At 62.4% G+C, this 16,427-nt stretch carries 13 protein-coding genes; 5 read left to right on the forward strand and 8 right to left on the reverse strand.

All coding sequences use genetic code 11. From position 1 onward, the window contains the following. Window positions 1-41: 41 nt before the first annotated feature. Window positions 42-1,478 (forward strand): MATE family efflux transporter, encoded by a 1,437-nt coding sequence (locus tag E3E12_RS06415; RefSeq protein WP_141443570.1) that lies wholly within the window; start codon window positions 42-44, stop codon window positions 1,476-1,478. Here E3E12_RS06415 and E3E12_RS06420 read toward each other — a convergent pair. Then, on the reverse strand, window positions 1,411-2,646 hold the full coding sequence (locus E3E12_RS06420; protein WP_141443571.1) for an MFS transporter: 1,236 nt from the start codon (window positions 2,644-2,646) through the stop codon (window positions 1,411-1,413). The two genes, E3E12_RS06415 and E3E12_RS06420, sit on opposite strands and share 68 nt — an antisense overlap. Before the next feature lie 354 nt (window positions 2,647-3,000). Here E3E12_RS06420 and rpsD point away from each other — a divergent pair, with 354 nt between their 5' ends. After that, window positions 3,001-3,618 carry a 30S ribosomal protein S4 gene (rpsD, locus tag E3E12_RS06425; RefSeq protein ID WP_141443572.1) on the forward strand — a complete coding sequence of 206 codons (618 nt, stop codon included), beginning with the start codon at window positions 3,001-3,003 and terminating at the stop codon, window positions 3,616-3,618. Between the two features lie 231 nt (window positions 3,619-3,849). Further along, complete coding sequence (locus E3E12_RS06430; RefSeq protein ID WP_141443573.1) at window positions 3,850-5,415, forward strand: peptide chain release factor 3; 1,566 nt, start codon at window positions 3,850-3,852, stop codon at window positions 5,413-5,415. A 41-nt stretch (window positions 5,416-5,456) separates the two neighbouring features. Here E3E12_RS06430 and E3E12_RS06435 read toward each other — a convergent pair whose 3' ends face one another. From E3E12_RS06435 to E3E12_RS09050, 6 genes are all read right to left on the reverse strand, one after another. Then, window positions 5,457-6,437, reverse strand: a complete 981-nt coding sequence (locus E3E12_RS06435) for an endonuclease/exonuclease/phosphatase family protein (protein WP_141443574.1) — start codon at window positions 6,435-6,437, stop codon at window positions 5,457-5,459. 43 nt (window positions 6,438-6,480) lie between these two features. After that, window positions 6,481-7,221, reverse strand: a complete 741-nt coding sequence (locus E3E12_RS06440) for a carbonic anhydrase (protein WP_141443575.1) — start codon at window positions 7,219-7,221, stop codon at window positions 6,481-6,483. A gap of 186 nt (window positions 7,222-7,407) precedes the next feature. After that, the gene (alaS, locus tag E3E12_RS06445; RefSeq protein ID WP_141443576.1) at window positions 7,408-10,047 is read right to left on the reverse strand and encodes an alanine--tRNA ligase; all 2,640 of its coding nucleotides are present in this window, start codon (window positions 10,045-10,047) and stop codon (window positions 7,408-7,410) included. 302 nt (window positions 10,048-10,349) lie between these two features. After that, window positions 10,350-11,525 (reverse strand): OmpA family protein, encoded by a 1,176-nt coding sequence (locus E3E12_RS06450; protein ID WP_141443577.1) that lies wholly within the window; start codon window positions 11,523-11,525, stop codon window positions 10,350-10,352. 421 nt (window positions 11,526-11,946) lie between these two features. After that, window positions 11,947-13,119, reverse strand: a complete 1,173-nt coding sequence (gene aroB / locus E3E12_RS06455) for a 3-dehydroquinate synthase (protein WP_168194328.1) — start codon at window positions 13,117-13,119, stop codon at window positions 11,947-11,949. A 31-nt stretch (window positions 13,120-13,150) separates the two neighbouring features. After that, complete coding sequence (locus tag E3E12_RS09050; protein WP_141443579.1) at window positions 13,151-13,783, reverse strand: shikimate kinase; 633 nt, start codon at window positions 13,781-13,783, stop codon at window positions 13,151-13,153. Window positions 13,784-13,966: 183 nt separating this feature from the next. On the opposite strand from E3E12_RS09050, the gene E3E12_RS06465 reads away from it, so the two are divergent. Continuing rightward, a complete protein-coding gene (locus E3E12_RS06465; RefSeq protein ID WP_141443580.1) occupies window positions 13,967-14,284 on the forward strand; it encodes a hypothetical protein in 318 nt (105 codons plus the stop codon). Window positions 14,285-14,449: 165 nt separating this feature from the next. Continuing rightward, entirely contained in the window at window positions 14,450-15,424 is a 975-nt protein-coding gene (locus tag E3E12_RS06470) for an acetyl-CoA carboxylase carboxyltransferase subunit alpha (RefSeq protein ID WP_141443581.1), read from the forward strand. 194 nt (window positions 15,425-15,618) lie between these two features. On the opposite strand, the gene E3E12_RS06475 is transcribed toward E3E12_RS06470, so the two are convergent. Next, window positions 15,619-16,413, reverse strand: coding sequence for a competence/damage-inducible protein A (locus E3E12_RS06475; RefSeq protein ID WP_141443582.1), 795 nt, complete (start codon window positions 16,411-16,413; stop codon window positions 15,619-15,621). Between the last annotated feature and the right edge of the window lie 14 nt (window positions 16,414-16,427).

The following is a 16,427-nucleotide window of genomic DNA, read 5'->3' on the forward strand; positions in this document are numbered from 1 at the left end:
ACCTTAAGGGAAGGCCCAGCCAAGGGCAGAGGAGGACGGCCATGAACGCCACCACGCTAAACACACCCCCAGCACCAGATTTCGCCAGTCATCTGGGGGCTGTGGTGCGCGTTTCGCTGCCCCTGGCGCTGTCGCAGCTTTCTGAAATGGCCATGGGCGTGACCGACACCATGCTTCTGGGCGGTGTCGGTGTGGCGGCGCTGGCTGTGGGTGGCATCTCTAACAACTTCTTCATGAGCACCATGATCACGTTCCAGTCGTGCTTGGGGGGCGCTGGCGTGCTGCTGTCCCACAGCAAGGGTGCGGCTGACCATGGGCGCGAGGCCTTGCATGACGGGCGCGCCGTGATGAGCGCTGGCTTGGCGGTGGCTGTTCTCATCACCGTGCCCTGCTGGTGGATCCTCAGCCAGTCTGGCCTCCTGTTCGCCTGGCTTCATGAGCCAGCGGACGTGGTCACGCAAGGCAGCCACTTCATCGACATCCTGCTGCGCGCCCTCCTGCCTGACATCTGCGTTATCGGGTTGTGGCGCGTGGCGCTGCCAGCCCTGGGGGCGGAACGCCTGCTGCTGTGGATCATGCCGATGATGGCAGTGTGCAACGGCATCCTCAATGACGCGCTCATCCATGGGCGCTGGGGCTTGCCGCGCATGGGGCTTTTTGGTTCAGCCACGGCCACGACGCTGACAGGCTGGACCATCAGCTTGGCGCTTATGGCGCTGTGCGCAGCACGCCCCCCCTTGCGCGCCGTCATGCTGCCCACCCTACCGCGCTGGCACAGCGTCAAGGCTGTTCTGAAGCTTGGCCTGCCCATGATGGCCTCAGCGGCGGCTGAGATCCTGATGTTCCAAATCACCACCCTGGAGGCCGGCCAGCTGGGGACGGACAGCCTGGCCTCCCACCAGGTGGCGCTCAACACCGCTTCGCTGCTGTTTATGGTGTGCTTGGCCATCAGCCAAGCTGCCAATATCAGGGTGGCTTACTGGCTTGGCGCTGGCACCAAGCATGAAGCGGGCCAAAGCGCGCTGGCCGCCCTGGCGCTTGTGGTGGGGTGGACATGCTGCACAGGGGGGCTTCTGCTGGCCTTCCCCCATGTGGTGGCGCACTGGTTCTACTCTGCAGGCACGGCTTCAGCAGGGACCATGGCGGCCACTGTGGTGCTGCTGCGCATTGCAGGATTGTTCCAAATCGTTGATGGCATCCAGGCTGTTTGCACAGGCATTCTGCGCGGCTGTGGCGATGTCCTCCGCCCCATGCTGACGGGCATTGCCACCTATGGCGTCTTCGGCCTTGGTTTTGGGCATTGGCTGGCCTTCCGGCAGGGCTGGGGGGTGACGGGGCTTTGGGTCGGCCTGGCCTCAGGGCTGGGGCTGACGGCGCTGGTGCTGGGTTGGTGCGTGTGGCACCGCTTCTTCAGTCCAGCCGCCCGCCATGGGGCGCGCCTTGGCGCCGCGCCAGCCCCAACGCCAGCAGGTAGATAAGCAACCCACCACTTGAGAGCAGCGCTCCGCTCCACCCAACGCTGCCCAAGCCAAAGCCTGCGCCAACCAGCAGGGCGGCCAGCCAGGAACCAAGCGCGTTGGCGGCATTGAAGGCAGCATGGTTCATGGCGGCGGCCATGGTTTGGGCATCGCCTGCAACATCCATCAAGCGCGTTTGCAGCGCTGGGCTCAGCATGATGATGGCCGCTGGGATAAGCAGGCACAGCACAGCCGTTGGCACGGCATGGGGTAGCAGCAGCGTCAGGCTAAGCATCAGGACTGCCCCTGCGCCCAGGGAAAGGAGCACAGTCTGGTCCAGGTTGCGGTCAATCAAGGGGCCAGCAGCCCCATTGCCAGCCACCAACCCCAAACCCCACAGAACCTGGCACAGGCTGGTTGCCCCAACACCCAGTCCCGTCACGTTTTCCAAGGCGGTGGTGAGGAAGGTGTAGATGCCAAACATCCCTCCAAAACCCACAGCGCCTGTCAGCAAGGTCAGCAGGACTTGTGGGCGCTTAAAAGCGCCAAGCTCCGCCAGGGGGTTGGCCCTGGGGTTGCCTGCTGTGGCAGGCAGCGTCACATGCGCCGCACAGGCACAAAGAAGCCCACCAAGCCCGATGGCCGCGTAAACTACGCGCCACCCCCAAGCCTGGGCCACCCAGGTGGCCAGGGGGGCGGCCACCACAGTGGCCAGCATAATGCCTGAAAGGGCCTTGCCCACAGCGCGCCCACGCCGTTCAGGGGGCGCCATGGAAGCCGCCACCAGCGCGGAAAGCCCAAATATCATGCCGTGCGGCAGGCCAGCTAGGAAACGCCCCGCCACGACACCTTGAAAACTCCCCAGCCAAACCGTGGCGGCGTTGCCAGCGATGAACAGGCCAAACATCAGCACCAAAAGCCCCCGCCGCCCCATCCTAGCGCCCAGAACGGAAAGCAGCGGTGCCCCCACCACAACCCCAAGCGCGTAGGCAGTGATGGCAGCGCTAGCACGCGCCACGCTGACATGCATGGCGCTGGCGAAACTTGGCAGGACGCTCATCATCCCGAACTCCCCAGCCCCCACGGTGAAGGTGCCAAGCGTCAAAGTCAGCAGTGCCAGGCGGGCGCCGTGGGGGGGCAGCACAGGCCTAGGGGCCAAAGGGGGGTCGTTCAGGGGGGACGTGTTCATGGGCACCAGGGCTGGGATTGGCCGTTTGAGGGAAGGCAGGATGAGAGGGGGCGTGGTCAGGGCGCGCAGCCTAGGCGATCTTACAGCCCACACTACCCCTGGCCGCAAGGCACCTGGCCTGGATGCTTGACACCAAACGGCCCTTGCTGTAGCTGCGGGCCATTGCCGGGAACGTGAAAGCGCAACCCCAGTGGCCTTTGGTTGGTCGCCCTGCCCCTGACCCTTTGCGGGGGGCGGCTGCAACCAAGCGTTTTCCGTCAGGCCCGCACGAAGCGGGGCTGAACTACCGGCCCAACAAAACGGCCCCCTGCCGGTCAGGCAAAGGTGGCCTGATGCACAATAGGGGAACAACCCTTGTCAAAACGCCTTGAAAGCAAGTTCAAGATTAACCGCCGTCTTGGCGTCAACCTGTGGGGCCGCGCCAAGTCACCGGTCAACCGCCGTGAATATGGCCCTGGCCAGCATGGTCAGCGCCGCCGCCAGAAGCCTTCTGACTATTCCATCCAGCTGATGGCCAAGCAGAAGCTCAAAGGCTATTACGGCAACATCGGCGAGAAGCAGTTCCGCCGCTATTATGATGAGGCCGTGCGCCGCAAGGGCGACACCTCCGAGAACCTCATCGGGATTCTGGAGCGCCGTCTGGACGCTGTCGTCTACCGCCTCAAGTTCGCGCTGACTCCTTTCGCGGCCCGCCAGTTCGTCAACCATGGCCATATCCGCGTCAACGGCAAGCGCGTCAACATCCCTTCCTACCTGGTTAAGGAAGGTGACGTGATCGAGATCCGCGACAAGGACAAGCAGCTGGCCATCGTGCTTGACGCCGTCCAGAATCCGGAACGCGACGTGCCTGATTACATGGAAGTTGACCACCGCCTGATGAAGGGCACCTACCTGCGCGTTCCGCAGCTTTCAGATGTGCCTTACCCTGTTCAGATGGAACCAAACCTCGTGGTTGAGTTCTACTCTCGCTGATGAGGGGCCGGGCAGGCCTGGTCCTGCCTGGACACTTGGACTGAAAGGAGCAGGCCATGCCAAGGCGGCATGGTCCTGCACCGGCCTTGGCGCCGGGTGGCTGGCAGCTGCCCGGCGTTCTGGCGTTTGGCGGGCTGACCTTGGCACTATGCTAAGGACCCCTGAACGTGACCTCAAACCCGGTGGCGCCTGGCCCATGGTGCCAGCGCTGAACAGGGAGAACCGCATTCCATGACCGCTGACAGCACCCAGACCGCCCCACCCCTTTCAGAGGCCCTGGGGCAGGAAGTGAAGCGCCGGCGCACATTTGCCATTATTTCCCATCCTGACGCTGGCAAAACCACCCTCACAGAGCGCCTGCTGCGCGCTGGCGGCGCCATCCAAATGGCGGGCAATGTGCGCGCCAAGGGCGAACGCCGCCGCACACGTTCTGACTGGATGAGCATTGAGCGCGACCGTGGCATTTCCGTTGTCACCTCCGTGATGACGTTTGAATACGGGGGGTGCGTGTTCAACCTGTTGGACACGCCTGGCCATGAGGACTTCTCTGAAGACACCTACCGCACGCTGACCGCCGTTGACTGCGCCGTGATGGTGATTGACGCCGCCAAGGGCATTGAGGCCCGCACGCGCAAGCTTTTTGAGATCTGCCGCCTGCGCGACATCCCCATCATCACCTTCATCAACAAAATGGACAGGGAAGCCCAGGACAGCTTTGAATTGCTGGACGAAATCGCCGAAACCCTGGCGCTGGACGTCTCCCCAGCCACGTGGCCAGTGGGGCGCGCCGCCACTTTTGCTGGCACGTACGATTTGCGCCACGGCAAGCTCAACCTTGTCCAGCCCGTGCCAGAGGGGGACGAGCGCCTGGCCCTGATGGAGGAGGAGGTGGAACTGGCGGGCGTTCTGCCCGCCTTCAACCAGGAGGCCTTCGACCAAGGCACGTTAACGCCCGTCTATTTTGGTTCCGCCATGAAGGAGATTGGCGTCACTGACCTTCTAGACGCTTTGGTAGAAATTGGGCCTGCGCCACGCTCCCAACCAACAGAGACCCGCCCTGTCCAAGCGGCTGAGGAAGGGTTGACGGCGCTTGTGTTCAAGATCCAAGCCAACATGGACCCCAACCACCGCGACCGCATGGCGTTTGCGCGCATCTGCTCAGGCAAGCTGGCGCGGGGGATGCGCCTGCGCCACATCCGATCAGGCAAGCAGTTCGCCCTGCACACGCCGCAGTTCTTCTTCGCCCAGAATCGCCAATTGGTTGAGGAGGCCTATGGTGGTGACGTTGTGGGCATTCCCAACCACGGCACATTGCGCATTGGCGACACTTTGACAGAGGGGGAGGAGATCCGCTTTACAGGCGTGCCCCACTTCGCCCCGGAAATTCTGCGCCGCGTGCGCCTGGATGACGCCATGAAGGCCAAGAAGCTGCGCAATGCTTTGGTGGAGCTAGCTGAGGAAGGCGTTGTGCAGCTGTTTAGGCCCCAGGATGGCGCCTTGCCCATCGTGGGCGTTGTCGGCACGCTGCAGCTTGATGTCCTGCAAAGCCGCCTCAAAGCTGAATATGGCGTGCCTGTGGGGTTTGAAAGCACCCCCTTCACGGTGGCGCGCTGGGTCAAGGGCCCGCAGGAGGCGCTGGAAAGGTTCGAGGCTGCCAATCGCTCCTCCATGGCTGACGACCTAGACGGTGACCCGGTCCTGCTGGCTAGCTCAGCCTTCATGATGAACCGCGCCATGGAGACCAACCCGGAGCTGACGTTCCATGATATCAAGCAGATTGGTATGGAGCAGGCCTGAAAGGGCCCTTTCAGCGTGGGCCCCTTGCGCGCATAACGCCTTCAAGGTGGTGTGGCCTCAAGGCCAGCTAGCGCAGCGGGTGCTGGCAGCAGCTTGGCGGAAAGCGGGCAATGGTCTGAAAGGCCACCTGCTGCCCCTGGTGGGTCGTCACGGTAAAGCATGACGCGTTGACTGCCAGGCTTCAGGCGCCCAGCCATGGCGCCACCCAGAATGATGTGGTCAATGAAGCGCTCCCCCTGGCGGCAAGGGCTAGCCATGCCGGCGGTGGTCAGTTTCAGCGGGCCAGCCGCCAAAGGGGCCAGCAACGGGTCACCCCATGCCAGGCGGCGGTTGAAATCACCTGCCATGACCCATCCCTGGCCTTGGGCCTGTTGCCCCAGCGCCCATTGGGCCAGCACCCTGAACTGGCGTTCCAACACAGCGCAGGCCTTGTTGGAGCGCGTGCGCACGCTGCCAGGGCACCCCGCCTTGAGATGGACGCCCAGCACGGTGAAGCCGCCAGCCATACCGCCCACCTGCACCACGACCCCAGGGCGCAAAGGGTGGGTGCCTTCAGGGTTCCGACCAAGCGCCTCTACATCCCCAAGCTGTTGCGGTTGCAGGCCAACACCGCGCCGCACCAGAATGGCCACATTCTGGCCAGTGGTGTGGCGCGGCATGAAAAGCCACCATTCACCCTGGTTGAAAAGCGCCCAGACGTCAGCGGCGCTTCCCACTTCCTCCAGCACCACGATGTCAGCGTGCAATTTGCTGGCGTAATGGCGCAGGCGTTCCCAATCATGCTGGGTGCGGTGGGGGATGTCGTCTGGCAGGTGGTATGCCTGGGCCTCTCCTGGTGTGGCCAGCCAATCAACGTTCCAAGTGGCGATTTTCACGCCCCTTTCATCAGGCCTGCCAGGCACTGCCACCGCAGAGGCAGTGAAAGGCCCAGTGGCCACAGCCACAGTCGCAAGCGCCAGCACAGCCCCAATCAGACCGTACTGACGTTTGTGCAGGCTTTTTTTCACTTTGCCTGGGCCCATGGCTTATCCACCCTTCCCAAGGGCGCCAAAAAGCTTGGCTGCCTCAGCGGTGGCCGTGGTGATCATGGGGGTGGCAGATGTGCCCACTGATGGCAGGCGCGTTGGCGCTATCGCTTTGCTGCTCACGCAGCTCCCGGATGGCCTCGTCAACGCTGATGGTGCTGTCCTCAAGCAGGTCCAACACCCTCAGGCGCCCATTGGGGATGTCGTAGTACCATCCTTCAATGGCCAGTTCCCGGCGTGCCAACGCTGCTGCCACAGAGGGGTGGGTGCGCAGGTGCGCCAGTTGCAGGCGCACATTGGCTTCCGTCAAGGCCCGGATCATCTCTGGCGTGGGGTGTTCTGGGTCAATGTCCACCAGGCTAGCGCGGGCTGCCTCTGCGTTGCACAGCCAGCGGCGGATGGTGGAAAGCTTGCGCATTTTGGGCGAGTCCAGGTCCATTAGGGCGCTCATGGCGCCGCAGTTGGAGTGGCCGCAGATGATGATGTTCTTCACCTTGAGAACGGCGACCGCATATTCAATGGCTGAACTGGTGCTACCGATGTTGATGCCATAGGCCGGCACGATGTTGCCGACATTGCGGATGAGGAAAAGCTCCCCTGGTTCCGTCTGGGTGATCATGGGGGGGCTGATGCGGCTGTCAGCGCAGGTGATGAACAGTGTCGCGGGGTTTTGGTGGTAGGCCAGGTTGCGGAACAGCTGCTCTTTTTCAGGGTAGACGTCCTGCTCAAACGTGCGCACACCTTCAAGCAGTTCAATCATGGTGGAGCGGTTGAAAGCCATGGGGAACCTCCTTTCGTCATCAATCAGCATTAACGTAGTGCTGATTATGGCAGCCTATCATGGCGGTTCAATGACCAATCCTCTCTTTTCTAGGGGTTTAAAGGTCAGAAGCCTGCACGCCACCGTGGTGACATGCAGGCTTCTGGTGGTGCGCTTTAAGCGGACGTGGTCAGGTAGCAGCGCTGGTCACTGCTGGGCAGCTTCCTGGCGTAGCATGGCGAAAATGGCTTCCGCTGCTGGATTGGGACCGCCTGCCTGGGCCATGTCAGGGCGCCCACCGCCCCCTTTGCCACCCATCAGGCCAGCAGCTTTGCGCACCAGCTCCACAGCGTTGAAACGTTCCTGCAAAGCTGGGCTGACGGCGATGACGACACTGCCTTTGCCACCTGCGCCTGAAACCAGCGCCACGATGCCCTCCCCTTTGCTGCGCAGGATGGCTTCAGCCAAGGGGCGTAATTCCTTGGGGTTCATGTCAGCCAGGTTGCGCAGGTGGAGTGTGACATCCCCAACCTGTTCCGCTTTGCCTTCAAGCGCCATTTTCTGCTGCAGCTGGGCCAGTTGGCTGTTCAGCGCCTTGCGCTCTTCAAGGAGTTTCTGCACGCGTTCAGCCAGTTCCGCCGGGCCAACTTTGAGAAGGCCAGCGACCTCAGCCAAGCGCGCCTCATTCTCCTGCACGGTTTGTTCAGCAGCAGCGCCACAAACGGCTTCAATGCGGCGCACGCCAGCAGCCACGCCGCTTTCTGACAGGATGCGGAACAGGCCGATCTCACCAAGCTGGTTCACATGGGTACCACCGCACAGCTCAACGGAATAGACTTCCTCCCCCGTTGCGCCGTCTTTCATGGAGACCACGCGCACCTCATCAGCGTATTTCTCGCCAAACAGGGCCATGGCGCCTTCAGCCACGGCCTCATCACGGCTCATCAAGCGCGTTTCAACCGCACCATTGGCGCGGATGAGGCGGTTGACCTCACGTTCCACATTGCGCAGTTCATCTGCTGTCAGGGGGCGTGGCTGGCTGATGTCAAAGCGCAGGCGCTCTGGCGCGTTGAGGCTGCCTTTCTGGGTGACATGCTCGCCCAGCTCCCGGCGCAGGGCCGCATGGAGCAAGTGGGCGGCTGAATGGTGGCCGCGGATGGCTTGGCGGCGCTTGCTATCAATGCGCGCCTCCACAGCCATGCCTGGCTGCAGGACGCCCTTGGTCACGCGGCCATGGTGCACCACCAGATCATCAGCCTGTTTCTGGGTGTCGGTGATTTCCACCTCTACCCCTTCAGCTTCATTGACTAAGTGACCTGTGTCGCCAACTTGGCCGCCACTTTCAGCGTAGAACGGGGTCTGGTTGAGGACGATGGTGACATCACGCCCAGGGCCGATTTCGGCCAGCTCGTCAGCGCCATCGAACACCGCCTCAACGCGGGCGCTGGCTTGCTCTGTGCCATAACCCAGGAACTCCGTGGCGCCCAGGCGGTCGCGCACGTCAAACCAGTGCCCCTCCACAGCTGTGTCGCCAGAGCCAGCCCAGGCTGCACGGGCGCGTTGGCGCTGTTCAGCCATGGCGTTCTCAAAGCCCTCCACATCCACAGCGTGGCCGCGCTCACGCAGGACGTCTTGGGTAAGATCCAGAGGGAAGCCAAAGGTGTCGTAAAGCTTGAAGGCGACATCGCCTGGCAAATGTGCGCCGCTGGCCAGCTTGGCCTGCTCATCGTCAAGCAGGGCCATGCCACGGCCCAACAGGGCGGCGAAGCGCTCCTCCTCACCTTTCATGGTTTCGGTGATGAGGGCGCGGTGGCGCTCCAGCTCTGGGTAGGCTTGGCCCATTTCGCTAATCAGGGCAGGTAGCAAGCGGTAGAACACAGGCTGGTTGGCGCCCATCATGTGCAGGTGGCGCATGGCGCGGCGCATGATGCGGCGCAGGACGTAGCCGCGCCCTTCACGCGAAGGCAGGACGCCATCAGCGATGAGGAAAGCGGTGGAGCGCAGATGGTCGGCCACCACGCGGTGGCTGGTTTTGAAACGCCCGTCAGCATCCTGGTGCATGAGTTCGGCAGAGGCCTCAATCAAGGCGCGCAAGGTATCGGTGTCGTAATTGTCGCGCTTGCCCTGCATGACGGCCGCGAAGCGCTCCAGCCCCATGCCGGTGTCAATGGAGGGGCGTGGCAGGTTGCTGCGGCCCTGGGCTGTTTCAAGATACTGCATGAACACAAGGTTCCAGATCTCGACAAAGCGGTCGCCATCCTCATCAGGGCTGCCAGGGGGGCCGCCAGCCACCTCTGGCCCGTGGTCATAGAAAATCTCTGAGCAAGGACCGCACGGCCCTGTGTCGCCCATGCGCCAGAAATTGTCAGAGGTGGGTATGCGGATGATGCGGTTGTCGGAAAGGCCAGCGATTTTGCGCCAAAGGCTGGCAGCCTCCTCATCCTCAGCATAGACGGTGACCAGTAGCTTTTCAGGGTTGAGGCCGAACCCATCGGTGGTGAGGAGCTTCCAAGCGAACTCAATCACCTCAGCTTTGAAATAGTCACCAAAGCTGAAATTGCCCATCATCTCAAAGAACGTGTGGTGGCGGGCTGTGTAGCCAACATTGTCCAGGTCGTTGTGCTTACCGCCAGCGCGCACGACCTTCTGGGCTGTGGTGGCACGCTTGTAGGGGCGTTCCTCCTGGCCTGTGAAAATGTTCTTGAACGGCACCATGCCAGCATTGGTGAACAAAAGCGTGGGATCATTCTGCGGCACCAGGGAAGCGGAAGGCAGGATCTGGTGGCCACGGTCCTGGAAGTAATTCAGAAACGCCGCGCGGATATCGTTGGTACTGGTGCCTGTCATAAATAGATCGCCATGCCGTCTAAGGAAAATGGGGGAAGGTTTTAACTATCCCATAACAGGGTCCATGAAAATGTTTCAGCTAGGCTGACGTTAAAACAGCCTGAGAAACCAGGGAATCTGTTGGGTATCGAGGGGGCGCCTTGAAAGGAAACCTGGCCATGGTGGTTGGCAAGGTGGCGCTGAAGCAAAAAGTGAAACCCGTGGGAGCGCTTGAAAAGCCCATAAAAAAAGAGACGCTCCGAAGAACGTCTCTCAACCGTGCCTACCCCAATAAGGGGGAGGCTTGCGGGATCAGCTGCGGATTAGCGCAGGATGATTTCCACGCGGCGGTTCTGGGGCTCACGGGTGTTGGGGCCTGTGGGCACCAGGGGGTGAGACTCACCGTAGCCGTGGATGTCGATGATGTTGGCAGGAACACCATCAGCGATCAGGGCGGCCTTCACGCTTTCAGCGCGGCGGACGGAGAGCTTGTTGTTGTAGGCAACGCCACGGGGGCCAGGGGCCTGGGAGTTGTCAGTGTAACCGTTGCACTCAATGCGCGTGGTCTGAACGTGGGTGGAAGCCTGAGCTGCCTGGGCCACGATCTCTTTAGCGCGCTGGGTCAGACGGGCGCTGTTCCAGTCAAAGAAGACCAGGTAGGTGCGCGCAGCCTGAGGGGCAGGCGGAACAACCACGTGGGCGGGCGGCGGCGGCGGGGGAGCGTTGTCAAACGCGTAGCGCAGGCCCAGCATGAAGCGGTGGCTGTAGCGTTCGCCAACGTTCACGATGTTGTTGTGGCGGGCAGGGTTGCCGCCAGCGCGGTAGTGGCCCATGGAAACGCCCGTGTGGGAACCCGTCTGGGCCACGAAGCGGTACTGGGTGGTCACAGCCAGGCCGGTGATGGGGGTGTCCCAAGCGGCACCGACGATGGCTTGGCCAGCGAAGGAGCCAGAACCGCCCTGGTGCATGAACACGTTGTTGGGGCCGCCGTTGTTGTTCTTGGCGTGGATGTGGTAATCCTGGAACAGGTAGCCAGCGCCGATACCAACGAACGGAGTGAAGGGCATGCCGTTCAGGCCGAACTGGGCAAGGTCGATGTCATAAAGGACATTGACGAAGCCACCGTAGCTCTGGGCGGAACCCTTCATGCCGTGGCGGCCATTCCACTGACCCATGCTCTGCTGCCAGCCATGGCCCGAGCCATGGTCGGCGTAAGTCATGGCGTAGGTGCCTTCGACTTCAGCGCGCAGGCCGTTGCCGAAGCCCCAACCCACAGCGCCATAGCCAGTCCAGCCATCGCCCATGCGGAGGTGTTCGTGACCATGTGACTGGCCCTGGGGCTTGCCAGGCTTGCTGTGCAGGCCATCGACAGTCTGGTTCTGGGTATAGTCATACCCACCAGCGACGTCGATGTACGGGCCGGTGATCGTGCTGGCCATGGCGAGCGACGGCAGGGCGGCCATCGAACCCATGGAGAGAAGCGCGGTGCGGAGACGCATTCTTGCTCGTCCTTCGTTAACAGTTGCGGTCAGCCAAATCACCGGACACGGAATGTGCTGATGTGCAGGTGCTGCACGACCGGCGAAAGCTGAGTTTGTTCTACCCCACCCCTTCCCCCGATAGGAAGGGGAACTTGCGTCTTTGAACGGGGTGTTGGGGGGATGGTGGCATAAAAGCCACAGATTTGAAGGAGGTCATGGGGTTTCTTGGTGGCTTTTGCGGCTGTTTGCCGCCGTTTTCAGCAGGGCCAGGTTGTTTGCGCCTTGCAAAGCCGCCTAGTGCCCAACATGACCAAGACGTAATGATAACCCCTCCCCCAACCCTTGCGCACCAAAGGGCAGCCCTGGGTGATTCTGAAGGGGATCGTAGCGCCCTTCCCAGATAAGCCTTGGTAAAGCCGTGGTGTTAAGGGCCGTTTGGTCAGGCGCACCCTGTGGCCAGCAGAACCTGCCTGATTTCCGCCGTTGTAACGGTGCGCTCCAGCTGGCTAGCGCCCAGGCCATGCGGCACTACGAAGGCGGCTTTGCCATCACGGGCCTTTTTGTCGCGCGTCATGTGGTGCAGCAGGACCTCAATAGAAGGTGCACCATGGTCGCCTGGAAGTTCCTGGGCTGTGGTGGGCAGGCCTGTTTGGGCCAAATGGCGCGTGACGCGCTGTTTTTCCTCTTCCGTTGCGCTGCCCCGGAGAACGGCCAGGGCCATGGCTTGGCACAGGCCAAGCGCCACGGCCTCCCCATGCAGTAAGGCGCCTTCATGGTGCTGGGCTGTCTCGAAAGCGTGGCCGAACGTGTGCCCTAGGTTGAGAAGGGCGCGGCCTGTCGTCTCGTTACGTTCATGCTCATCAGCGCTGACGATGCGCGCCTTGAAAGTGCAGGTGCGCCGCACGGCCTCCGCCAGAAGGGTGGGGTCGCCCGCTACGACGCCAGCGCCGTTGGCCTCGCACCATTCAAACAGGGCTTTGTCCCCTGCCAGGCCGCTTTTGACGATTTCCCCGTAGCCTGCCTTGAGCTCACGCTCAGGCAGGGTGGCCAGGGTGTCCGAATCGGCCAGGACAAGCTGCGGCTGCCAAAAAGCGCCAATTAGGTTTTTGCCTGCAGCCGCGTTGAGGCCGGTCTTGCCGCCCACTGAACTGTCCACCTGCGAAAGCAGCGTTGTGGGCAACTGAATGAAGGGCAGTCCCCGCAAAGCCGTGGCCGCCACAAATCCGGCCAAATCCCCCACGACTCCACCACCAAGCGCCAGGATGGTGGTGCGGCGGTCTATGCCCAGCGCCAGGAGGCTGTCCATGACGTGCCCATAACGGCTGAGGCTTTTGCTGCGTTCCCCTGCCGGCACGGTGAGGACATCTAGCCGGACTGGTTTGGCCTTTGGGTGGGCTTTGGCGTGGGCCTGGAAACTCTCCAGGAGGGTTTCCAGGTGCAGGGGGGCGACGTTCTCATCTGTGATGATGACGCCGTGGCCCCCTTTCATGTGGGGGATGATGTGCTCCGCCCCACGCTGCAGAAGGCCTTGGCCTGTGAGGATGTCATAATCAGCTGCCAGGCCTTTGACGTGAACGCAAAGGGGTTGCTGAGCGGTGGAGGGGTTGTTCATGGCAGGTGGCCCAAGGGTTGTCTCAAAGGTGTCAAGGCGTGCCAGGGATGGGCGGCAGGGGTGGCATGAGGGGGTGGTCAGCCAGCTTGGCCAAAAGCGCTGCCAGGATCTGTTCCACCCCCCCCTGGGCTGGCAGGTGGATCTCCGCTTCCCCATAGGCCGCTGCGCGTTGGGCAAGAAGGCACTCTAGGGCAGCTTCAGGGTCAGTACCCGCCAAGAGGGGGCGTGTGGGTTGTTGCTTGGCAACACGCTGACGAAGCGTTGCCGGGTCCGCCTGCAGCCACACGCTGCGGCAATGGGGGGTTGCGCGTACCATGTGGCGGACTTCCGGCTGCGCCCAGGCGCCCCCGCCTAAGGCGATGACCTGCACCCCCCCTGCTGGGGCGCTTTTAAGAAGGCGCTTGATGGTCACACGCTCGAGGTGCCTGAAGGCGCCCTCCCCCCTTTGGGCGAAGATGTCAGCAACGCTGCATTGTTCCGCGCGTTCTATTTCCCTGTCCACATCAGCAAAGGGGCAGTCCAGCTGTTGGGCCAAGTGGCGGCCAACGGTGCTTTTGCCAGCGCCCATCATCCCCACCAGCACAATGGAGGCTTGGGTGGCTTGGGACGTTGGCCCTATGGGGGCGGGACGCTGCAGAGAGGCAGGCGGACAAGGGGCGGTCATGGGTTTTCCATACCAACCCTTCACAGTGAATGAAAGGAACGTCTATCCTGCGCCAGCCAGTCTGTGCGGGTGGTTTGGGTTGCCTGCCCTCCCTTCATCCCAGAGGTGGGGGCATGTTCAGCTGAACATGCCCTGCCTACCATGTGCAAAGCGCCCTGCAGCAGGGCATTATGGAGCGTGTTGATGACGAATTCTTCCAGTCGGTCCAAAGTTCTGCTTCTGGGTTTCCTGGTGGTGTGCGCGGCCCTGTGCGGGGGGGCGTGGTACTTGGCCGCAGCCCCTGCCCCCGCCCCTGAGGCCGTGACGCAGGATGTGCCCCTGCCAGGCAATGCCAATGGCCTTGGGGTGGGGGTTGCGCTGCCCACCATTGGCCAAAGCGGGCAAGGCAGCCAAAGCAACGCTCCAGCAGGTGGTGCGGTTGCGCCTAGCGCTGCGCAGGCGCCGTCAAAACTGCCCGCTGCAGAGGGGCTGCCTGCTTTGCCCCCAGCGCCAGCGCGCTAATCCCCCCTTTCACCTGGCCCAGGTGCCCCTTGAAGCACCCAGGTGCCGTCCCAAGCAAAACAACCCCCATTTGGAAGGGCACCCCGCTTAGCGCTGTGCAGGATGAGGGGCCCTGACCATTCAGGGCTGCTTCCCAGGCCAGGGCGGGCGTGCTAACTGCACCGCATGCGCCAGTTTCTCGATTTCGAAAAATCAATCGCCGAACTTGAAACCAAGATTGACGAGTTGCGGCGGGTCGGCCAATCCGATGCCGCCCTAGCCAGCCCCAGCAATGGTGAGCTTGGCATTGATGAGGAGATCAGCCGTCTTTCAGACAAGGCGGCCAAACGCCTGCGTGCTGTCTACAGCAAGCTGACCCCGCACCAGAAGGTGCAGGTGGCGCGCCATGCCCAGCGCCCCCATGCGCTTGATTACATCAAGGCCTTGATGACGGATTTCGTGCCGTTGGCAGGTGACAGGGCCTTTGGTGATGACCAGGCCCTGATTGGTGGGTTGGCGCGCTTCAAAGGGCGCAGCGTTGTTGTGCTGGGCACGGAGCGTGGCGCTGACACCGAAAGCCGCCTTAAGCACAATTTTGGCATGGCGCGCCCTGAAGGTTACCGCAAGGCGCAGCGTTTGATGAAATTGGCGGCGCGCTTCAACCTTCCCCTCATCAGTTTTGTGGACACGGCCGGCGCCTGGCCTGGGATTGACGCTGAAGCCCGCGGCCAAGCCCAGGCCATTGCCAGTTCTATTGACGTTGAGTTGGGGCTGGATGTGCCAACCATCGCTGTGGTGATTGGGGAGGGTGGTTCAGGCGGGGCCATTGCCCTGGCTGCGGCTGACCGTGTGCTGATGCTGGAGCACGCCATCTACTCCGTCATCTCCCCTGAGGCGGCGGCCAGCATTCTGTGGCGCGATCCCAAGCTCGCCCCTAGTGCTGCTGAGGCTTTGAAGCTGACTGCACAGGATTTGAAAAAGCTGGGCCTGATTGACCGCATCATCCCTGAACCCCTGGGCGGCGCCCAGCGCGACCGCCAGAACGCTATGGAACGTGTGGGCCAGGCCCTTGAGGAAGAGCTCCACACCTTGGCAGACCAACCACGCGATGAGCGCATTGGGCGCAGGCGTGAACGCTTCCTCGGCATGACGCGCCCTTAAAACGCCTCAGCCTAGGGGACCTTGGGCGCCAAACCAGGGTGGCGCCTGTTTGGACTGCCCCCGCCCTGCCAAGCCCTGGCTCCAGCCAGGGTTTTTAGTTTCCCCTCGTTGCTCAGGCTGAAAGGAACTGCACCCAAGCGCTGGGGCAGCTGGCGTGGCTGGTGCGTTCAGGGGGCCGTTCGTTCAAGGGGAATTCAAAGGGGCAATGGCTCTGCAGCCAGGTTGCGGATGATGATGGCCAACGCCTTGGAGGCTTCCTCAAGGGCTTTGGGATCGCGCCCCTTGGCTGTCAGGGCGACTGTGGGTTGTTGGGCGCCGTCAGTGTTGGCCTGCCCTTTCCCCCAGCGGTCGAGGGGGTAGGAGCCCAGCTCCACCGTGGGGAAGCGCTGCTGGGCCTCTGTCAGGGCCTGGGCCAGGTCGCCTTCCTGGATGCCGTTGGCCTGCCAGCCCACAGTTCGCACAGGCGCCCCTTGGGGCAGGCGTGGCACCAGCCAGGCCACCATGGCTTTGAAGACGCTGGGCACCCCAGCCAGGACATGGACATTACCCAGGCTGAAGCCAGGCGCAGTGGAGACGCTGTTCTCTATCACCTTGGCGCCTTGGGGCAGCATGGCCATTTTGCGCCTGGCCGCATTGTAGGTGCCTGGTTTGGAGAGCGCCTGCAGCTTGCGGTCGCTTTCCTGGTCAAGGACCAAAGGCACGCCAAAAGCTTCCGCCACGGAGGATGCAGTGATGTCGTCATGGGTGGGGCCAATGCCGCCCCCGGTGAACACCTGGTCGTAGCGGGCGCGGGCGTCCTGCACAGCTTCCACGATGCGTTTGCGGTCATCGGGGATGATGCGCACCTCCTCCAAGTCGATGCCGTGGCGGCCCAGGGCGGTTGCCAGCACAGGGATGTTCACGTCATGGACACGCCCACTGAGGAGTTCACTGCCAATGACGATGAAGGCTGCCTTCTGTGGTTGGGGGTTGCTGGTGGGTGTTGTCATGGGGCCTTCCTGAC

This window comes from Formicincola oecophyllae, from assembly GCF_006542395.2.
Lineage (GTDB): Bacteria > Pseudomonadota > Alphaproteobacteria > Acetobacterales > Acetobacteraceae > Formicincola > Formicincola oecophyllae.

Bases quoted from the DNA above. Each gene is read 5' to 3' on its own strand.
- E3E12_RS06415 (WP_141443570.1), top strand. From the start codon at position 42: ATGAACGCCACCACGCTAAACACACCCCCAGCACCAGATTTCGCCAGT.
- E3E12_RS06420 (WP_141443571.1), bottom strand. From the start codon at position 2,646: ATGAACACGTCCCCCCTGAACGACCCCCCTTTGGCCCCTAGGCCTGTG.
- E3E12_RS06430 (WP_141443573.1), top strand. From the start codon at position 3,850: ATGACCGCTGACAGCACCCAGACCGCCCCACCCCTTTCAGAGGCCCTG.
- E3E12_RS06435 (WP_141443574.1), bottom strand. From the start codon at position 6,437: ATGGGCCCAGGCAAAGTGAAAAAAAGCCTGCACAAACGTCAGTACGGT.
- E3E12_RS06440 (WP_141443575.1), bottom strand. From the start codon at position 7,221: ATGGCTTTCAACCGCTCCACCATGATTGAACTGCTTGAAGGTGTGCGC.
- alaS (WP_141443576.1), bottom strand. From the start codon at position 10,047: ATGACAGGCACCAGTACCAACGATATCCGCGCGGCGTTTCTGAATTAC.
- E3E12_RS06450 (WP_141443577.1), bottom strand. From the start codon at position 11,525: ATGCGTCTCCGCACCGCGCTTCTCTCCATGGGTTCGATGGCCGCCCTG.
- aroB (WP_168194328.1), bottom strand. From the start codon at position 13,119: ATGAACAACCCCTCCACCGCTCAGCAACCCCTTTGCGTTCACGTCAAA.
- E3E12_RS09050 (WP_141443579.1), bottom strand. From the start codon at position 13,783: ATGACCGCCCCTTGTCCGCCTGCCTCTCTGCAGCGTCCCGCCCCCATA.
- E3E12_RS06465 (WP_141443580.1), top strand. From the start codon at position 13,967: ATGACGAATTCTTCCAGTCGGTCCAAAGTTCTGCTTCTGGGTTTCCTG.
- E3E12_RS06470 (WP_141443581.1), top strand. From the start codon at position 14,450: ATGCGCCAGTTTCTCGATTTCGAAAAATCAATCGCCGAACTTGAAACC.
- E3E12_RS06475 (WP_141443582.1), bottom strand. From the start codon at position 16,413: ATGACAACACCCACCAGCAACCCCCAACCACAGAAGGCAGCCTTCATC.